The sequence below is a fragment of the Hyunsoonleella sp. 2307UL5-6 genome, assembly GCF_047345485.1.
Taxonomy (GTDB): Bacteria; Bacteroidota; Bacteroidia; order Flavobacteriales; family Flavobacteriaceae; genus Jejuia.
Window position 1 is genome coordinate 683,396 of the sequence record NZ_JBLFEN010000001.1, and the last position, 18,814, is coordinate 702,209.

The following is an 18,814-nucleotide window of genomic DNA, read 5'->3' on the forward strand; positions in this document are numbered from 1 at the left end:
ATTAGTCAATTTCTTCGTAATCCACATAATCACCAACATCTTTATTTGATTGTTTTTGTTGTGGCATTTTATCAATAGTAATTTCACCCTCTTTTCTTTTAGGTTCTGGGCGTCTTGTATTAAATTGTCCGCCAAACTTTTCTTCAGCTTTTTTGGACACATAACGCAATAAAAGAGGTGCAAATAAACGAGATAAAATTTTTACACCATAATATATGAGCAGTATAATACCTACAATTTTTACTAACCCCACAATTGATGCTTCTTGTAGCATAAATAATATTTTAAAGCAAAAATACAATTATAGCAATTTAAAAAACGTTGAAAAAACATAAAAAAAAGATAAAATATCTATATTTGATAATATTGAAAACCAAAAAAGCCCTAAAAAACTAAATATCTTACCCTAAATCTCTTATATGAAAACCTTTAAATACTTGCTTTTCGTTTTAACGTTTTTAAATGGCAGTGTACTTTTTGCTCAATATACCGAAGTTATAAACTCTAACAGACCAGGCATGTCTAGAAGTGCTTTTTCTGTTGGCACAAACGTTTTACAGTTTGAAGTTGGCCCCAACTACATAAATGAAGAAAGAATACCATTACCACGCAACGAGGTGTCAGGATTTAATATTGATTTTTCAGCAAGGTATGGTCTCTTTTTTGAACAGTTAGAATTAAATATTGAAGGTAATTATCAAAATGATACAAGAACTAATTTCTCATCATTTACAACTGAAGAGAAACGCTCTAATTTTAGATATTTAACAGTTGGTGCAAAATACCTTGTATATGACCCCTACAAAAATGCAGAAAACAACAAACCTAACCTTTACAGCTGGAAAGCAAACCACCGTTTTAGTTGGAAATCTCTAATTCCAGCAGTAGCTGTTTATGTTGGTGCAAACTACGATAGTCCAGACAACCCTTACACTGCGCCTGGAATAGAGGGTTTTAGTCCAAAGGTGATGATTGCAACCCAAAACAACTTTAATGGCGGATGGGTTTTTGTTATGAATCTTATTAAGGATAGAATTGGAACAGAGCAATCTGATTTTTCATATATATTAACTTTAACACATTCATTTAGTCCGCAATGGGTTATTTTTGGTGAAACACAAGGTATACAAAGTGATTTTTATGCTGATAATTTATTAAGATTTGGCGGTGCATATCTTTGGAATAAAAATTTTCAATTAGATACTGCAGTAACTTTTAATACAAAAGATACTCCTTCTGTTCTTAATCTCACACTTGGCGCATCTTACAGGTTTGATTTTCATAGAGATAAAGAGATTGACAACGGGAATTCGGCAGAGGATGAATTGGAAAGAAAGCTAAGAGGTAAAGGCTCTAAGAAAAAGAAGAAACGAAAAAAAGATATTGATACCACCAAAACTAAAAAGACAAAACGCAAAAGAAAAGATGAAGATTTTGATAACTAATATACTTCTTGCATAATATATGATTACAATAAAAGAAGTTAATGGTAAACGAGATTTAAAAGCTTTTATAAAATTTCCATTTAAGCTATATAAAGATTCTAAATATTGGACACCACCAATTATTAGTCAAGAATTAAAAACGTTTGACAAAACTGAAAATCCTGTTTTTAAAGATGCTGATGCGCGCTTATTTTTAGCTTATAAAGGAGACAAACTTGTTGGTAGAGTTGCTGCTATTATAAACTGGTTAGAGGTAAAAGATCAACACCAGAAAAAAATGCGTTTTGGTTGGTTTGATTTTGTTGATGATTTAAACGTATCTAAAGCGTTATTAAAAAAAGTAGAGCATATTGGAAAAACACACAATCTAGAGTATACTGAAGGCCCTGTAGGGTTTTCTAATTTAGATAAAGTAGGTATAATTACAGATGGGTATGACACTATTACACCAATGGTTACGTGGTATAATCACCCTTACTACATAAAACATTATGAGGACGCAGGATACGTTAAAGCAAAAGGATATATAGAAAGTAGATTTCCGTTTTCAAATGTAAAACCAGAATTCTTTTTTAAGGCACAAGAACTTATTAAACGTCGCTACAAACTTAAAGCACTAAAGTTTAGCAAGACTGAAGACGTGATGCCATACACTGATAAAATGTTTGATTTATTTAATGAAACTTACGCTTCATTATCAAGTTTTGTAGCTATAACTGATATTCAAAAAGAATATTTTAAGAAAAAATTTATAAGTTTTATTAATCCTGAATATATCAAATTTGTAGTTGATAAAGATGATGCGTTAATTGGTTTTGCTATTGTAATGCCAGGATACGCAAATGCTTTACAAAAGGCAAAAGGAAAATTATTCCCTTTCGGTTTTACCCATATTTTAAAAGCTAAAAAGCATAGTAAAGATGTTATGTTTTACCTTATAGGTATACATCCAGAATATCAAAACAAAGGGGTTCATGCAGTTATTTTTAATGAATACTACAATACCTTTACAGAGAAAGGGATTAAAATGTGTTACAGAACTCCTGAATTGGAAGACAATTTGGCTATTCAAAAAATATGGAAACATTTTGACCCAGAAGTCTATCGAAAACGTAGTACATATAAGAAAAAGCTATAAAAAAAGGTTCGCTTTAAAACGAACCTTTTCTATATATTTATTTAATTAAAACTACTCGCCCATAGCAGACATTACTGCTGCAGACAAGCGTTTGTAAGTACCATTCTCTAATCTTTCTCTAATAGCATCAAATGCGTCTAATGTTTCTCTAACATCTTCTAAAGTATGAGTAGCCGTAGGAATCATTCTTAATAAAATAAGTCCTTTAGGTATAACAGGATATACTACTATAGAACAAAATATTCCATAATTTTCTCTTAAATCCTTTACAAGTGCCATAGCTTCAGGAATACTTCCTTTTAAATATACAGGCGTTACGCAACTTTGTGTCGTACCTATATCAAACCCTCTTTCTTTTAAACCAGATTGTAATGCATTTACAATCTTCCAGAGATTATCCTTTAATTCTGGCATAGTTTTTAGCATATCCAAGCGTTTTAATGCACCTTTTACAAGTTGCATTTGCAAAGATTTAGCAAACATTTGAGAACGTAAGTTATATTTTAAATAATCTATAATTTCTTGGTCACCAGCTATAAAAGCACCTGTACTCGCCATTGACTTTGCAAATGTTGCAAAATACACATCTATGTCATCTTGAACACCTTGCTCTTCTCCTGCTCCTGCTCCTGTTGCTCCTAAAGTTCCAAAACCATGAGCATCATCTACTAATAATCTAAAGTTGAATTTTTCTTTTAATGCTATAATTTCTTTTAAACGCCCCTGCTCTCCTCGCATACCAAATACACCTTCAGAAATTACAAGAATACCTCCTCCAGTCTGTTCAGCCATTTTAGTGGCGCGTTCTAAGTTTTTCTCTAAACTTTCTACATCATTATGTTTATAAGTAAAACGCTTACCCATGTGTAATCTAACACCATCAATAATACAAGCATGTGCATCTACGTCATAAACAATAATATCATCTTTGGCAACAAGCGCATCAATGGTAGACATTATACCTTGATACCCAAAATTTAATAAGTAAGCAGCTTCTTTACTAACAAAGTCTGCTAGTTCATTTTGTAACTGCTCATGCAAATCTGTATGACCAGACATCATTCTAGCCCCCATAGGATATGCAGAGCCATATTCTAAAGCGGCTTCGGCATCTACCTTTCTTACCTCTGGATGGTTGGCTAAACCCAAATAATCATTGATACTCCATGTAATAACATCCTTTCCTTGAAATTTCATTCTATTGGAAATTTCTCCTTCTATCTTTGGAAACACAAAATACCCTTCAGCATGAGAGGCCCATTTTCCTAAAGGTCCTTTGTCTTTATAAATCTTATCAAATAAATCTTTCATCTAAAATTAAATATTACACTTAAATTAAACATAACTTTTTTTAACGCTTGTGAGCGTTATTTTATGTTTAGGCATGAAGTTTTTAGTTCTTAGTTAGTTCTGCAAAATTAAAAATTTAACTGGTTTAAGCATAACTTTTACCGTTCAATTATGTACAAATTAAAAAAAGAAATGGTTTTTTGCAATAAATACAAAAAACCATTTTATAAAAAGTATGTAATACTTGCTATTTTATGTATTCTATTGATTGAGAAGCTTGTTCATGGATACTATCGAAAAAGCCTTGGTCATTCATCCATTTATCAGAATAAACCTTACTCATGTAACGCGAGCCATGGTCTGGAAATATAACGATAACTAAGTCGTCTTTTTTAAATCTTTTTTCCTCACCAAGTTGTTTAACAGCTTGTATAGCTGCTCCTGATGTATATCCTACAAACATACCCTCCGTTCTTGCTATTTCTCTTGCAGTATGAGCGCTATCTTCATCATTCACTTTAACAAATTCATCTATAACATCAAAATCTGTAGCAGTAGGAATTAAGTTTTTACCCAACCCTTCAATACGATATGGATAAATTTCTTTTTCGTCAAATTCTCTGGTTTCATGATATTTTTTTATCACCGAACCAAAAGCATCAACACCAATAACTTTAATATCTGGATTTTGTTCTTTTAAATATTTAGCAGTACCAGAAATTGTACCACCTGTACCGCTACAAGCTACTAAATGCGTTATTTTGCCTTCTGTTTGTTTCCATATTTCTGGACCAGTAGACGCGTAGTGGGCATCTATATTCAATTGGTTGAAATATTGGTTTATATATACAGAGCCTTTCATGTCTTCATGTAAACGCTTAGCAACTTGATAATATGAGCGTGGATCGTCTGCACTAACGTGAGCAGGACAAACATAAACCTTTGCCCCCATAGTTTTTAGCATATCAATTTTATCAGCTGAAGATTTAGAACTTACAGCAAGGATACAATCGTAACCCTTAATGATACTTACCATAGCTAAACTAAATCCAGTATTACCAGAGGTAGTTTCTATAATAGTATCTCCAGGCTTTAAAACACCTTGTTTTTCAGCTTGTTCTATTATATGTAATGCTATTCTGTCTTTTGAAGACTGACCTGGGTTAAAAGATTCTACTTTTGCGTAAAACTTACCCTTTAGTTTTGAAGTAATTCGATTAAGTTTAACAAGCGGAGTATTGCCTACTAAATCTAATACATTGTCAAAAACTTTATTTTTTTGTTTCATAAATGTAATTTATCATCAGATTAGCGTAACCCAAAATGATGATTTTTAACTTCACAAAAATAAGAATTTTTTTTTTAGTGGTTAATATTCTCTAAATCTAATAGAAAGGCATATTCTAGGGCTACTTCCTTTAAACTTTCAAATCGTCCTGAAGCACCACCATGTCCTGCATCCATATCAGTATATAACAGTAACTTATTATTATCAGTTTTTAAATTTCTAAGCTTTGCTACCCATTTTGCTGGTTCCCAATATTGTACTTGAGAGTCATGCAAACCTGTGGTAACAAGCATATTTGGATAATCTTTAGATTGAATATTGTCGTAAGGCGAATAGGATTTCATATAATGATAAAATTCAACATCATTCGGGTTTCCCCACTCATCATATTCTCCTGTAGTTAAAGGTATACTATCGTCTAGCATAGTGGTTACCACATCAACAAATGGTACAGCTGCTAAAACTCCGTGATATAATTCTGGATTCATATTAATAATGGCACCCATTAACAAACCGCCTGCAGACCCTCCATATGCATAAAGGTGATTAGAAGAAGTATACTTTTCAGAAATCAAATATTTAGAACAATCTACAAAATCAGTAAACGTATTTTTTTTAGTTAGTAGTTTTCCGTTTTCATACCAATCTCTTCCTAAATACTCACCACCTCTTACATGAGCTATTGCATAAATAAATCCACGATCTAACAAACTTAATCTTATACTAGAAAATGAGGGATCTATAGTGGACCCATATGAACCATATGCATACTGCAACAAAGGACTGGTTCCATCTAATACTATGCCTTTTTTATGCACTATTGAAATTGGTACTTTAACGCCATCTCTTGCTGTTGCCCAAATACGTTTAGACACATAATTTTCTTTTTTAAATGTACCTCCAAGTACCTCTTGTTCTTTTTGTACTTCTTTTATTTTTGTTTTAAAATTATAATCGATTACTGAACTAGGTGTTGTTAATCCATTATAACCATATCTTAACGTATTACTATCAAAATCAGGATTATTACCTAAATACGCATTGTAAGTTTCGTTATCAAACGGTAAATAATAATCCTGTAAACCATTCCAACTTATAATTCTAATATTATTTAAACCATTTTCGCGCTCATTTACAACCAAATAATCTTTAAATATCTCAATATCTTCAATTAAAACGTTTTTTCTATGAGGTAAAACATCTTCCCAATTCGTCTTATCAGTTTTACGTTCTGGTGTTTTACATACTTTGAAGTTATTTGCAGCATCAGCATTTGTAATAATGTAAAACTTATCATCATAATGAGCTATGGAATACTCTAAATCTTTTTCACGTTTTTGAAACACTTTAAAATCATCATTTGGTGTATCTGCATTCAAAATTCTATATTCTGAAGATAATGTACTAGATGCCCCAATAACTAAATATTTTTTTGATTTAGTTTTGTAGATGAATGTGTTAAAAGTATCATCGGTTTCATGATATACTTCAATATCATCTTTTGTACTGGTACCTAAAACATGTTTAAATATTTTATGCGACCGAAGTGTTATCTCGTCTTTTTTTGTGTAAAATAAGGTTTTATTATCATTAGCCCATGTAATGCTACCAGTAGTATTTTCTATTTTATCGTTGTAAATCTCTCCTGTTTCGAGGTTTTTTACTTGTATGGCATATTGTCTTCTACTAACCACATCCGTAGAAAAAGCCGCCATAGTATTATTAGGGCTTATAGAGATACCACCTAACTTAAAGTAAGCATGTGATTTAGCCATTTTATTACATTCAAACAATAATTCTTCGGGCGCATTTAAATGAGCTTTCTTTCTAATATAAATTGGATAGTCTTTGCCCATTTCAAACTTAGTTATATACCAAAACCCATTTAATTTATAAGGCACCGAGGTATCGTCTTCTTTTATTCTAGCCCTCATCTCTTCAAAAAGTTGTTTTTGAAAATCTTCAGTATGCTTTAGAACAGACTTAGTATATTTATTCTCTGCATTCAAATAGTCTAAAACTTCAGTATCCTCTCTATTATTTAACCAATAGTAGTTATCTACTCTAGTATCATTATGTATCGAAAGTTTGTGAGATATTTTTTTAGCTACTGGCGGTTGCGTATTACCGATGGGTGTCGTCATGTATATATTGTTTTTACAAACAATGGCAAAAATAAGATTAATGATTATAATAGTAAGTTGTTTTTTTACTTTAACAATTTTTAAAGTAAAAGTACTGGGTAATTTAATAATTTTGTAGAAGGAAATTTTTATAAATAAGAAGGTATGTTTGGAGATATGATGAATATGATGGGTAAACTTAAGGAAACCCAAAAAAAAGTTGAAGAAACTAAAAAACGTTTAGATACTGTTTTAGTTGACGAACAAAGCAATGACGGAAAACTAAAAATAACATTAACTGCAAATAGAGCTATAAAATCTATTGAGATTGATGATGAATTATTAGAAGATAAAGAACAACTTGAAGATTATTTAATACTTACCATAAATAAAGCTATAGAAAAAGCAACGCGCGTAAATGAGACTGAACTTGCTGCTGTTGCCAAAGAGGGTATGCCTAATATTCCTGGAATGGATATGTTTTAATTATTAGCAAAATTTTTATTTGATAAAACACTTAAAAGTTTTTCGTGCATGGTGTTGGTATAATCTAAGTGTGTTACCATTCGTAATTTACCTCCACCCATACTAATAATGAGTATATTTTTTTCTTTTAATTTTTGTACAAACTTCACTTCGTCATCACTGTTATGTAATTCAAAAATCACAATATTAGTTTCTATTGGTGCAACAGTTTTTACCACGGATACACTTGATAATACATTACCTATGGCTTTAGCCTTTTTATGATCTTCTGCTAAACGCTCTAAATTATTTTCTAAAGCAAATAGCGCAGCAGCTGCAAGATATCCTGCTTGCCTCATATTGCCGCCAAAAATTTTTCGAACTCTAATAGCCTCCTCCATTATAGCGTTGTTCCCCACTAAAACAGAACCTACAGGGCATCCTAAACCTTTACTAAAGCAAACTGATATGGTATCAAAAACATCACCATACTGCTTAGTAGTTTCATTTTTGGCTATTAAGGCATTCCATAATCTAGCACCATCTAAGTGAAATCCTAAATTATTTTTATCACAAATACTTTTAATTTTTAAAATTTCATTAAAATCCCAACAAGCCCCACCGCCTTTATTTGTAGTGTTCTCTACTTCAACTAAACTTGTTTTGCTATAATAGTAAGCATTTGGGTTTATAGCTTGTTTTACCTGTTTGGCAGTAAACATGCCGCGGTTACCGTCAATCAAATTACATGACACACCACTATTAAAAGAAGCACCACCAGATTCATAATTAAAAATATGTGCATATTTATCACAAATTACTTGATCACCAGGGTTGGTGTGCAATTTAAGGGCAGTTTGGTTTGCCATTGTACCGCTAGGAAAAAATAAAGCCTGCTGTTTACCAAATAATTTTGAGACTTTAGCTTCTAATCTATTTACGGTAGTATCTTCACGAAACACATCGTCTCCCACTTCAGTAGTTAACATTGCATTTAGCATAGCCTGTGATGGCTTTGTAACAGTATCGCTTCTTAAGTCTATAATCATAGGTTAAAAATAATTATAATATTCGAGGTTTTCTTTACATATGAATTAGAATACAAATTTAACAGCAATATATATAATGATATATATAATATAAAAAAACGAATTATTTACGATTTATCTAAAAAAAGGACTTTTAATCTATTGAACCATCAAAAAACGAGTTTAATCTATTAATCGAAAAAATATCTGTTTTAACAAAAAATTAATAGGTGAGGTTACTCTTTTTATAAATTTACATCCGTTAACTATTAATCTGATAAATACAAATTTTTAAATTATGAAAAAAAATCTATTATTGCTACTTGGTGTAGCCGTTATGATCTTCTCTTGTCAAAACGAGACAATCAATGAAGAAAGCTCTTCTATTGTAGAAACACAAGAGCAAGTATTAAGTACTATTACTGAACCAGATTCTGAATTAATTCTTAATGAAGAAAGTGAGACATTAGTAGAAAGACCTATTTTAAATAATAAGTCAGGATTACAATTTGGAGTATCTAGTAAATCTTACAGTGCACCTGTAGGAGGTCTTGAAGCTTTAGAAGCTAGTCTACCTGAGTCTGTAAGTATTCAAACTACAGCAAATCCTGGTAATGATGCTTATTTTGATTTTGATATCTTAGATACTAACTTAGCAGCTACTGATTTAGCTGGGTGGTGTGTAGATGTTGATTTAGATTTAGGTGTTGAAGGACCTCTAGATTTTGATGTGTATTCTAGCTATGGTGATCTTCCAGCAGATAAGTTTGAAATGCCAGAAAACTTTGATAAAGTAAACTGGATTATGAATCAAGACTTTATTGGTAAAGAAAGTGCTACAGGTGGACCTTTTACTTTTGGTCATGTACAATGGGCTATTTGGGAACTTATTGATGATAGAAACTGTGCATTATGTACATTTATCACCAATCCTACTGGAGAATGGATTCTTGATAGAGATAACAACCGTGCTAAAGGTAGAGAAATCGTTGAAGCTGCTTTAGCTAACGGTGAAGGTTTTATCCCAAGTGCTGGACAAAAAGTTGCTATTATTCTTGTTCCTGAAGGAAAGCAGTCTATATTTTATACTGTAGAAGTTCCTGCTGAAGAAGAAGAATGTAACGACTGTCAAGGAGATGTTGATGAAGTTACACTTAAATTCAACTGGCATAATCCTACAAGAATTAAGTTTTACCAAAGATATGAGAATACTAAGTGGGGTGTAAAAATCTTTGATAAAGTATTACAACCAGGTGAAGAATTTACTGTTAAAGGTGTAAACCATGATGGTTCTTTCGGAAAGTTCTTATACATATTTACAAACCACTGTTACTACACTTGTTTTAATACTAACTGTTACATCAACATTGGTCCTGGATTTAAAAGAGGAGTTTTTGAAGTTATTGAAGGTACTAGTACCGAAGGTGGAGAATTGTGTGAATACACTTGGTAATAAATAAAATTAAATAATTTTTATTAAAGCCTAAATGAAGTTTAAACTTCATTTAGGCTTTTTTCTTATATAACACATCACTATCTTAATGTAACAATATTATTTAGTGAAAAATTATTTTCACTTATTTGTATTGTGTTCAAAATAGTGGATGCAAAAAATAATCTTGAGCATAAAGTCATGCTACTCTTAGCTAAGATACAATATAGAATTTAAGAAAAATTTTACTTTACTTTCTTATTATAAGAAGAAAAACAAGCTTAATTAATATATAGATACACTTAAATAATATATATAAGATAATATTTAATCTGTAATAACTTATAATTCAAAACATGAAAGCCTTACTTGAATTTTATTGTAGTAGAAAAAACACATATCATCAAAATAAGCTCAAAGAAAAGAAAAAATTGATTTGAGAAAACAATTTTTATGAATCTATAATGTTTAAATTAAACGTTTACAATATTAAGAAGTTGTAAACATTTAAAATCATTTAAAAGATAATTTTAATACTTAACTTACTTCCTAAACTTATTTAAAGTTAACTTACGCTTACCAGAAGACAATTCAGGAATCTCATCTACATACTCAACGTATATTATAGCTTCCTCTCCCAGAAAACTTTTTAGTAAATTAATCATTTTTTGTTCTTTATTAAAAACTCCATCAAGATTAATTTTAACTATATATGTATTCTCGTTTTCTTGTATTAATTGAAATTGTTTTAACTCTGGAAAATACTCCAGCTCATAAACAACAGTAGTCATAATTCGTCCGTCCACGCTATAAATAGCATCCATTCTGCGGCCTTCTACTTTAGAGAATGCAGGAGCTTTATTAAACGTGTTATGCTTAACTTCAATTACTGCCAAATCTCCAGTATCGTATCTAATTAATGGCATATTATAATTAAATAAATCGGTAACTACCACTCTTCCTAGAGTACCGTATTTTGCAGGTTTGTCTTCTTTCAAATCTAAAATCTCTATAAAATAACTAGCCCAATTTATATGAAAAACATCGCCTCCATCGATTACTTGTTGAGATAAAATACCATTTTCCATATTAGAATATCTAGATAATATATCAAACCCAAAGTACTTTTTAATTGATTTTTTTAACGGATCGCCTAAGGGTTCAGCATTAGCTATCATTGATGATACTTTTGCCTTTAAGGGTTTAGAATTTATAGTATCTAAATGTTTACATATTTCTTTAAAAGCTGATGGATAGCCAATAAAAGCATTAGTAGAGTTTCCTTTTTCTAAAATTTTAATCATTTTAGAGATAGTATTTGGATTTAAGTCTTTTACATTAATCATTTTGATATTTTGCAAAAAAGTAGCTAATTTACTTTTGCTTATAACTTTGCTCCAAGCCCTTATGTAAAATAATTTATAACCTATTTTATACCCCGCTTTTTCACTAAAAAATATAGTGTCAGCTGTATTTCTATTTTTTTTATTTTCATTTTGATAAATAACAAATGGTGTTCCAGTTGAGCCACTTGTACTTACTTCAAAACCTTGCTTATCTATAAAATTAATTGAAATAAAATCATCCAAAGAGTTTCTTAAAAGTAATTTATCTACAACTGGAAAATCAGCAATAGAATTATAATCTTTATAATTTTTATAGAATGGTACCGTTTCTATCGCATGATTTAATAGATGATTTAAGTGCTGATTCCTTTTTTTTAAAGATGCATCGGAATCGAAATTTTCTAAAATAAATTTAATATCATCATAATGAGACTTAATGTTCCCGCCTTTTAACGAATCAATAAGCCAAAACACATTATGCCGTATTTTTTCTAAAAAAAACATAAATATTTTATTTTGTGAAATAGCTAATAAATAACTAAAATTAAACTTCTCGTACTAAACATATATCATTAAAAGAATCATCCTAGATAATTTAATCAACTAATTTTAATCAATCTATCACATTTAGAAAATACCATACCAGCCTTATAATTTGTATACGAATTTACGGTAGTTTCATTTCCAATAAGCCAATCTATGTATAGAGATACAGCATTAGCACCTGCTTCGTGAGAAAAAGGATAGCCACCTCCAAATCTTGGATTTAGCTCTAGTATATACCAATCTTTACCAATTAAAAAGGCGTCACCATCCATAGTGCCTATGTGGTTTAGCTTATTACCAATAGTATTAGCTAAAGTATTAAAAGAAGTATTTAAAACCGATTTAGCTTTATCTGTTTCTCCAAAACGCATTGCTATTTTTTCTCTTAAGGATGTTGCAAAAAAATCACCTTTAAAATCATTTAAAATATCAAATCCAAATTCAATGCCATCTAGCTTTTCTTGAATTAAAATTGAATGTTCGTTATCTAAACTACTGCTTTTACCAAATATGGATTTTTTAATTCTTATAGTGAGGAGTTTGTATACTAATTCTAATTCTTCTAAATTATCGCAAACCTCAACTCCTATCGAACCACTACCAAAACGAGGTTTTAATATTAAAGGGTAATTTAAAACTCCTGCTTCAATATCTTTTAAAGCTACATTATAATCATTATAAGTTTTAGGAGATTTTAAACCTAAACTAGTTATAAACTTATGCGTTTTCCATTTATCAAAAACAGTTTCAATCACTTTATAATCCGACACTAAAACTTTTACGCCATTGGTTTCTAATTTATTTTTATGTTTTGATATAATAGGCAACTCTAAATCATTCAAAGATATTAATGCATTAACATTATGCGCTTTTACTATCTCTTCCAGCTTATCAATATAGTTATCATCATAAATATTTGGAACCTTGATAAAAACATCAGCGTCTACAGAAGCTGCAGCATATTTATCATTATCAACCGCAATAATTTTTCCTTTACCATTAAGTGCTTCCTTAAAATATTTAAGTAAATAATTTCGTCTACCAGCACATGTAAAAAGTATATTCATTAAGTTAATGTTGTTTTTTTCTTTCGTAATTCATCTAGGTCTAACGTATTAGAATCTAATTCAATTTCATCATAATTAGTTAGTACTTTTTTTAAAGTTTTTATTAAGATTCTAATATCATTTAAAAATGATAAATTTCTAACGTATTCTATATCTATTTTAAGTTTATCATCCCAACCTAAGGCGTTTCTACCAGAAACTTGAGCTAACCCTGTTACTCCTGGTTTTACTGTATGCCTAATAGATTCTTCTAAAGTATAATACGGAAGATAGTGTACCCTTAGTGGTCTTGGGCCTACAAGACTCATATCACCAATTAAAATATTTATTAACTGAGGAATTTCATCTAGTGATGTTTTTCTTAAGAATGATCCAAATGCAGTCATACGCTTTTCATTTGGTAATAAATTACCACTATTATCCTTTTTATCCGTCATTGTTTTAAACTTGATTATTCTAAAAATGCGCTCATTCTTACCTGGACGTTCTTGGAAAAAAAATGGCTTACCGTTATTTACGAATAATAAAACTAGAAGAATAATAATAAACAAAGGCAAAAGCAATATTAACCCAACTAGGGCCAACATAAAATCTATTGCATTTTTAAATACTAATTTGTACATATTATAATAAATAGTATTAATTTAAAAAAAAGTCCATATTAACATAACTAATTTAGTATTATATTATTGAAAGTTAATCTCACCATAAATAACATATAAACATTTAGTAACAGAAAGTATCAAAAATTATATCTATAGATATATTATTATATTATATTATATTTCATTTCAGCTCAAAAATAAGTTTATATAGCACAAAGTCTTAATAAAATCGACAACGCCATAAAAATAACCTATAAAATATTCAAAGATTAAGTTTTCATCTTAAGTAATTAGGCATATTTTTGTTAAAAACAAATGCAACTATGATAACATCTGATACTATTAAAAACCTTAACACCCGCCTTGACAAACTTAGGCACTATCTTTGACATAGATGCCAAACTTATAGAAATACAAAATGAGGAAGAACAGACGTTTGATCCTAATTTCTGGAACGATCCTAAAGCTGCAGAAGCTGTAATGAAATCTATAAGAGTAAAGAAAAAATGGGTACAAGACTACGAAGATGCAAAAACACTAATTGAAGACTTAGAGGTTATTTATGAGTTTTACAAAGAAGGTGAAGGCACACAAGAAAATGTAGAGAACCGTTATAAAAAAAGTGCAAATTTACTTGAAGATATAGAATTTAGAAATATGCTTTCTGAGGAAGGTGATAGCCTAAGTGCTGTATTACAAATTACTGCAGGTGCTGGTGGTACAGAAAGTTGTGATTGGGCTAGCATGCTAATGCGTATGTATTTAATGTATGCAGAAAAAAGTGGGTTTAAAGTAAAGGAACTTAATTTTCAAGAGGGCGATGTAGCCGGCATTAAAACAGTTACTTTAGAAATTCAAGGCGATTTCTCGTTTGGTTGGCTAAAGGGCGAAAATGGCGTACATCGTTTGGTACGTATTTCTCCTTTTGACAGTAATGCTAAACGCCATACGAGTTTTGCCTCAGTTTACGTATACCCGCTGGTTGATGATACTATTGAAATTGAAATAAACCCTGCTGATATAGAAATTACAACAGCAAGATCTAGTGGTGCTGGTGGGCAAAATGTTAATAAAGTAGAAACTAAGGTGCAACTATTACATAAGCCCTCAGGCATTCAAATTCAATGTTCTGAAACAAGATCTCAACATGATAACAGGTCTCGAGCTATGCAAATGCTAAAATCTCAATTGTATGAAATAGAACTTCAAAAACAATTATCTCAAAGAGAAGATATTGAAGCTAGTAAGATGAAAATTGAATGGGGTAGCCAAATTAGAAATTACGTTATGCACCCTTATAAATTGGTGAAAGATGTAAGAACTGCTCATGAAACAGGAAATGTAGATGCTGTAATGGATGGTAATATTGATGCATTTTTAAAATCTTACCTTATGATGATGGGGCAAAAAACGGAAGATAATAATCAGTTATGAGTACTATAAAAACAATTATTTTTGATCTTGGCGGGGTATTAATCGATTGGAATCCAGAATATGTATTTTTGAATGCTTTTAAAGGTGATAACAAAAAAATGCAATGGTTTTTAAATACTATTTGTACAATGGATTGGAACGAAAACCAAGACGCTGGCTACCCAATAGCTAAAGCTACAGACGATTTAGTACTTAAATATCCTGAATATGAAACTTACATTCGTATGTACTATGGCGAATGGGAACATATGATTGGTGGTGCCATTGAAGGCTCTGTTAAGGTACTCAAATATTTTATTGACAACGAAAATTATAAAGTTGTTGCACTTACTAATTGGAGTGCAGAAACCTTCCCAATTGCTCAAAAACGTTTTGATTTTTTAAATTGGTTTGAAGGTATTGTAGTTTCTGGAGATGAAAAAACAAGAAAGCCTTTTATTGATATTTATAATATCATATTAAACCGTTATAAAATAGAGCCTAAAACTGCTATTTTTATTGACGATAATATTAAAAATATTGAAACAGCAAGAAAATTGTCAATACACGCCATTCACTTTAAGAATCCGAAACAATTAATTTCAGAATTAAAACAATATAATATTAACATCTAATGATTGAAATTTATCATAATAACCGTTGTAGAAAATCTCGTGAAGGTCTTGAACTATTAGAAAAATCTGGCAAAAAATTTAAAATCGTTAAATACCTAGAAGAGATACCTTCAAAAGAAGAATTAAAAAAAATAATTGCATTGTTAGGTATAAAACCCATTGATTTAGTTAGGAGAACTGAAGCGATTTGGAAGTCTGATTTTAAAGGTAAAGACTTAAATGACGAAGCTATTATAACTGCTATGGTTAATAACCCTAAATTGATAGAACGCCCTATAGTTATTAATGAAAATAAAGCCGTAATAGGAAGACCTCCATCACAAATACTGGATATAATTTAACTTACAAGCTTAAAATAGCACCCCAAAAAAAAAGGAAGCATATTTACTTCCTTCTTTATATTTATAATGTAAAATGCTTTAAGAATTTAATCGTTTAGCTTTCTTTTCTTCTCTAATTTCTTTTAATCTTTCAATTAAAGAACCACCAATCCAGTAAGGAATTACAAAGGTTAATAAAAAAATCATTAACCAAAAACCTATAGTTAAAATGGTTAAAAACGCTAAAAATCCTAAATACTGATCAAATTCAAACATTATATCTGTTTTTTAATATGCTGCAAAGTTACTATAAAGCGTTTTGTTTTACAATACAAAACAAAAAATTATTAACAGTTTTTTCAACTAGTCTAAATTAGGCTGTGGTGTTGTACGTAAATATGGTTTTACAATGGTATGCCCTTTAGGAAACATTTTTGGGATATCTTCTGTTGCAATTGCAGGAGACACAACAACATCTTCTCCATTATTCCAATTTGCAGGTGTTGCTACTTTGTGATATGCTGTGAGTTGTAATGAATCTATTACTCTTAATAATTCGTCAAAATTTCTACCTGTAGATGCAGGATATGTTATAATTAATTTCACCTTTTTATCATTACCAATTACAAAAACAGAACGCACTGTAAGTTTGCTATCTGCATTTGGGTGAATCATATCATAAAGCTCAGATACTGTTCTGTCTTCATCTGCTACTATAGGAAAATTTACAGTTGTATTTTGTGTTTCGTTGATATCTTTAATCCAACCATGATGCGAATCTATACCATCAACACTTAAAGCTACTACTTTAACGTTTCGCTTATTAAATTCGTCAGTATATTTTGCTACAGTACCAAGTTCTGTAGTACAAACTGGTGTGTAATCAGCAGGATGAGAAAACAATATACCCCAACTATCTCCCAACCAGTCATGAAAATTTATATCTCCTTCAGTTGTTTTTGCATTAAAATTTGGAGCTTCGTCTCCTAATCGTATTGTTGCCATAATATATTTTTTAGTTAGATAATAAATTGTAATTTTTAATTCATCTAAATTAATTGATTTGAGATGTATACTTCGTATAAAATTAGTTATATATATGTTAAAAACATCTGTTAAAACTAACAAAAATCATAATTAAAACAGGTATAAAAAAACTAACTTTGTAACTTACTTTTAATATCCAATAAAATGAGTTTTAGAATAGAAAAAGACACAATGGGCGAGGTTAAAGTACCTGCTGATAAACTTTGGGGTGCACAAACAGAGCGTTCTAGAAATAATTTTAAAATAGGCCCAAATGGTTCCATGCCATTAGAGATTATATATGGGTTTGCGTATTTAAAAAAAGCAGCAGCTTATACTAATAGTGAACTTGGTGTTTTGGATAAAGAAAAAAGAGATTTAATTGCTAAGGTTTGTGATGAAATTTTAGACGGCAAGCATGATGATCAATTTCCATTAGTAATTTGGCAAACAGGTTCTGGTACGCAAAGTAATATGAATGTAAATGAAGTTGTTGCAAATAGAGCACACCAAATAGCTGGTAAAGTTATTGGCGAAGGTGATAAAACTATACAGCCTAATGATGATGTAAATAAGTCGCAATCCTCCAACGATACTTTCCCTACTGGAATGCATATTGCTATTTATAAAAAAATTGTTGAAACTACTATTCCAGGTGTATCCCAATTAAGAGACACTTTAAATAAAAAATCGCAAGATTTTAAAAACGTTGTAAAAATTGGTAGAACACACCTTATGGATGCTACACCTATAACGCTAGGACAAGAATTATCTGGTTATGTAGCACAGCTAGATCATGGTTTAAAAGCTTTAAATAACACACTATCACACTTAAGCGAACTTGCACTTGGCGGAACTGCTGTTGGAACTGGATTAAACACTCCAAAAGGTTATAGTAAACGTGTTGCCGAATATATAGCTGAATTTACTAAACTTCCTTTTGTAACAGCGCCAAATAAATTTGAAGCTCTGGCTGCTCATGATGCTCTAGTTGAGACACATGGTGCTCTAAAACAACTTGCCGTATCTTTAAATAAAATTGCTAATGATATAAGAATGATGGCCTCTGGACCGCGTTCTGGCATTGGTGAAATAATTATTCCTGCCAATGAACCAGGAAGTTCTATAATGCCCGGAAAGGTAAACCCAACGCAATGTGAAGCGCTAACTATGGTATGTGCTCAAGTTATAGGTAATGATGTTGCAGTTTCTGTAGGTGGTACCCAAGGCCATTATGAGTTAAATGTATTTAAGCCTGTTATGGCTGCAAACGTGTTACAATCTGCGCAATTAATTGGTGATGCTTGCGTTAGTTTTGATGTAAATTGCGCCGTTGGGATAGCACCTAATCATAGTGTAATTGAAGAGTTATTAAATAACTCCTTAATGTTAGTAACAGCATTAAACACAAAAATAGGATATTATAAAGCAGCTGAAATTGCTAATACTGCTCACAAAAACGGTACAACTTTAAAGGAAGAGGCTGTAAATCTTGGTTATGTTTCGGCTGAGGACTATGACAAATGGGTAAAACCAGAAGCCATGGTAGGTTCTTTAAGCTAAATAAATGTATTAATAAAAAAGCATGATTTAAAATCATGCTTTTTTTTGGTTAGTTAATTATTAATTTCTAGAAATACATTTAGA

At 30.7% G+C, this 18,814-nt stretch carries 18 protein-coding genes; 8 read left to right on the forward strand and 10 right to left on the reverse strand.

Going from position 1 to position 18,814, the window contains the following annotated elements:
- Nucleotide 1: 1 nt before the first annotated feature.
- Entirely contained in the window at nt 2-274 is a 273-nt protein-coding gene (locus ACKGJY_RS03030) for a DUF4834 family protein (protein ID WP_413972367.1), read from the reverse strand.
- Between the two features lie 145 nt (nt 275-419).
- Between ACKGJY_RS03030 and ACKGJY_RS03035 the strand changes: the two genes are divergently transcribed.
- Both ACKGJY_RS03035 and ACKGJY_RS03040 read left to right on the forward strand, forming a co-directional pair.
- The gene (locus tag ACKGJY_RS03035) at nt 420-1,445 is read left to right on the forward strand and encodes a transporter (RefSeq protein ID WP_413972368.1); all 1,026 of its coding nucleotides are present in this window, start codon (nt 420-422) and stop codon (nt 1,443-1,445) included.
- Between the two features lie 19 nt (nt 1,446-1,464).
- Nucleotides 1,465-2,583, forward strand: a complete 1,119-nt coding sequence (locus ACKGJY_RS03040) for a GTP cyclohydrolase (RefSeq protein WP_413972369.1) — start codon at nt 1,465-1,467, stop codon at nt 2,581-2,583.
- Between the two features lie 51 nt (nt 2,584-2,634).
- Here ACKGJY_RS03040 and ACKGJY_RS03045 read toward each other — a convergent pair whose 3' ends face one another.
- The 3 genes from ACKGJY_RS03045 to ACKGJY_RS03055 all read right to left on the reverse strand — a co-directional run bounded on the left by ACKGJY_RS03045 (nt 2,635) and on the right by ACKGJY_RS03055 (nt 7,305).
- Nucleotides 2,635-3,894 (reverse strand): aminotransferase class I/II-fold pyridoxal phosphate-dependent enzyme, encoded by a 1,260-nt coding sequence (locus ACKGJY_RS03045; protein WP_413972370.1) that lies wholly within the window; start codon nt 3,892-3,894, stop codon nt 2,635-2,637.
- 226 nt (nt 3,895-4,120) lie between these two features.
- The gene (locus ACKGJY_RS03050) at nt 4,121-5,161 is read right to left on the reverse strand and encodes a PLP-dependent cysteine synthase family protein (protein WP_413972371.1); all 1,041 of its coding nucleotides are present in this window, start codon (nt 5,159-5,161) and stop codon (nt 4,121-4,123) included.
- A gap of 74 nt (nt 5,162-5,235) precedes the next feature.
- The gene (locus ACKGJY_RS03055) at nt 5,236-7,305 is read right to left on the reverse strand and encodes a S9 family peptidase (RefSeq protein WP_413972372.1); all 2,070 of its coding nucleotides are present in this window, start codon (nt 7,303-7,305) and stop codon (nt 5,236-5,238) included.
- Between the two features lie 144 nt (nt 7,306-7,449).
- Here ACKGJY_RS03055 and ACKGJY_RS03060 point away from each other — a divergent pair, with 144 nt between their 5' ends.
- Nucleotides 7,450-7,770, forward strand: coding sequence for a YbaB/EbfC family nucleoid-associated protein (locus tag ACKGJY_RS03060; RefSeq protein ID WP_413972373.1), 321 nt, complete (start codon nt 7,450-7,452; stop codon nt 7,768-7,770).
- On the opposite strand, the gene ACKGJY_RS03065 is transcribed toward ACKGJY_RS03060, so the two are convergent.
- The gene (locus ACKGJY_RS03065; RefSeq protein ID WP_413972374.1) at nt 7,767-8,798 is read right to left on the reverse strand and encodes a threonine aldolase family protein; all 1,032 of its coding nucleotides are present in this window, start codon (nt 8,796-8,798) and stop codon (nt 7,767-7,769) included. The genes ACKGJY_RS03060 and ACKGJY_RS03065 overlap by 4 nt on opposite strands.
- A gap of 277 nt (nt 8,799-9,075) precedes the next feature.
- On the opposite strand from ACKGJY_RS03065, the gene ACKGJY_RS03070 reads away from it, so the two are divergent.
- Nucleotides 9,076-10,230 (forward strand): thioester domain-containing protein, encoded by a 1,155-nt coding sequence (locus ACKGJY_RS03070; protein ID WP_413972375.1) that lies wholly within the window; start codon nt 9,076-9,078, stop codon nt 10,228-10,230.
- Between the two features lie 521 nt (nt 10,231-10,751).
- On the opposite strand, the gene ACKGJY_RS03075 is transcribed toward ACKGJY_RS03070, so the two are convergent.
- From ACKGJY_RS03075 to ACKGJY_RS03085, 3 genes are all read right to left on the reverse strand, one after another.
- On the reverse strand, nt 10,752-12,059 hold the full coding sequence (locus tag ACKGJY_RS03075; RefSeq protein ID WP_413972376.1) for a CoF synthetase: 1,308 nt from the start codon (nt 12,057-12,059) through the stop codon (nt 10,752-10,754).
- Between the two features lie 95 nt (nt 12,060-12,154).
- Nucleotides 12,155-13,168 carry an ATP-grasp domain-containing protein gene (locus ACKGJY_RS03080; protein ID WP_413972377.1) on the reverse strand — a complete coding sequence of 338 codons (1,014 nt, stop codon included), beginning with the start codon at nt 13,166-13,168 and terminating at the stop codon, nt 12,155-12,157.
- Complete coding sequence (locus tag ACKGJY_RS03085; protein WP_413972378.1) at nt 13,168-13,791, reverse strand: sugar transferase; 624 nt, start codon at nt 13,789-13,791, stop codon at nt 13,168-13,170. The genes ACKGJY_RS03080 and ACKGJY_RS03085 overlap by 1 nt, the downstream gene beginning before the upstream one ends.
- A 305-nt stretch (nt 13,792-14,096) precedes the next feature.
- On the opposite strand from ACKGJY_RS03085, the gene prfB reads away from it, so the two are divergent.
- From prfB to arsC, 3 genes are all read left to right on the forward strand, one after another.
- A protein-coding gene (prfB, locus tag ACKGJY_RS03090; RefSeq protein ID WP_413972379.1) for a peptide chain release factor 2 occupies nt 14,097-15,207 on the forward strand; the annotation gives its coding sequence in 2 pieces (ribosomal slippage) (nt 14,097-14,159 and nt 14,161-15,207; 1,110 coding nt in all).
- Nucleotides 15,204-15,821: an HAD family hydrolase gene (locus ACKGJY_RS03095; protein ID WP_413972380.1), complete on the forward strand. Its 618-nt coding sequence runs from the start codon at nt 15,204-15,206 to the stop codon at nt 15,819-15,821. Before prfB ends, ACKGJY_RS03095 begins: the two co-directional genes overlap by 4 nt.
- A complete protein-coding gene (gene arsC / locus ACKGJY_RS03100; RefSeq protein WP_413972381.1) occupies nt 15,821-16,162 on the forward strand; it encodes an arsenate reductase (glutaredoxin) in 342 nt (113 codons plus the stop codon). Before ACKGJY_RS03095 ends, arsC begins: the two co-directional genes overlap by 1 nt.
- Before the next feature lie 78 nt (nt 16,163-16,240).
- Here the strand turns inward: arsC and ACKGJY_RS03105 are convergent, their stop codons facing one another.
- Nucleotides 16,241-16,417 (reverse strand): hypothetical protein, encoded by a 177-nt coding sequence (locus ACKGJY_RS03105; RefSeq protein WP_242132310.1) that lies wholly within the window; start codon nt 16,415-16,417, stop codon nt 16,241-16,243.
- 87 nt (nt 16,418-16,504) lie between these two features.
- Nucleotides 16,505-17,146 (reverse strand): peroxiredoxin, encoded by a 642-nt coding sequence (locus ACKGJY_RS03110; protein ID WP_413972382.1) that lies wholly within the window; start codon nt 17,144-17,146, stop codon nt 16,505-16,507.
- A gap of 186 nt (nt 17,147-17,332) precedes the next feature.
- On the opposite strand from ACKGJY_RS03110, the gene fumC reads away from it, so the two are divergent.
- Entirely contained in the window at nt 17,333-18,730 is a 1,398-nt protein-coding gene (gene fumC / locus ACKGJY_RS03115; protein ID WP_413972383.1) for a class II fumarate hydratase, read from the forward strand.
- Nucleotides 18,731-18,814 lie beyond the last annotated feature (84 nt).

Bases quoted from the DNA above. Each gene is read 5' to 3' on its own strand.
- arsC (WP_413972381.1), top strand. From the start codon at position 15,821: ATGATTGAAATTTATCATAATAACCGTTGTAGAAAATCTCGTGAAGGT.
- ACKGJY_RS03040 (WP_413972369.1), top strand. From the start codon at position 1,465: ATGATTACAATAAAAGAAGTTAATGGTAAACGAGATTTAAAAGCTTTT.
- ACKGJY_RS03110 (WP_413972382.1), bottom strand. From the start codon at position 17,146: ATGGCAACAATACGATTAGGAGACGAAGCTCCAAATTTTAATGCAAAA.
- ACKGJY_RS03080 (WP_413972377.1), bottom strand. From the start codon at position 13,168: ATGAATATACTTTTTACATGTGCTGGTAGACGAAATTATTTACTTAAA.
- ACKGJY_RS03055 (WP_413972372.1), bottom strand. From the start codon at position 7,305: ATGACGACACCCATCGGTAATACGCAACCGCCAGTAGCTAAAAAAATA.
- ACKGJY_RS03095 (WP_413972380.1), top strand. From the start codon at position 15,204: ATGAGTACTATAAAAACAATTATTTTTGATCTTGGCGGGGTATTAATC.
- ACKGJY_RS03070 (WP_413972375.1), top strand. From the start codon at position 9,076: ATGAAAAAAAATCTATTATTGCTACTTGGTGTAGCCGTTATGATCTTC.
- ACKGJY_RS03030 (WP_413972367.1), bottom strand. From the start codon at position 274: ATGCTACAAGAAGCATCAATTGTGGGGTTAGTAAAAATTGTAGGTATT.
- ACKGJY_RS03105 (WP_242132310.1), bottom strand. From the start codon at position 16,417: ATGTTTGAATTTGATCAGTATTTAGGATTTTTAGCGTTTTTAACCATT.
- fumC (WP_413972383.1), top strand. From the start codon at position 17,333: ATGAGTTTTAGAATAGAAAAAGACACAATGGGCGAGGTTAAAGTACCT.
- ACKGJY_RS03085 (WP_413972378.1), bottom strand. From the start codon at position 13,791: ATGTACAAATTAGTATTTAAAAATGCAATAGATTTTATGTTGGCCCTA.
- ACKGJY_RS03045 (WP_413972370.1), bottom strand. From the start codon at position 3,894: ATGAAAGATTTATTTGATAAGATTTATAAAGACAAAGGACCTTTAGGA.
- ACKGJY_RS03035 (WP_413972368.1), top strand. From the start codon at position 420: ATGAAAACCTTTAAATACTTGCTTTTCGTTTTAACGTTTTTAAATGGC.
- ACKGJY_RS03060 (WP_413972373.1), top strand. From the start codon at position 7,450: ATGTTTGGAGATATGATGAATATGATGGGTAAACTTAAGGAAACCCAA.
- ACKGJY_RS03065 (WP_413972374.1), bottom strand. From the start codon at position 8,798: ATGATTATAGACTTAAGAAGCGATACTGTTACAAAGCCATCACAGGCT.
- ACKGJY_RS03050 (WP_413972371.1), bottom strand. From the start codon at position 5,161: ATGAAACAAAAAAATAAAGTTTTTGACAATGTATTAGATTTAGTAGGC.
- ACKGJY_RS03075 (WP_413972376.1), bottom strand. From the start codon at position 12,059: ATGTTTTTTTTAGAAAAAATACGGCATAATGTGTTTTGGCTTATTGAT.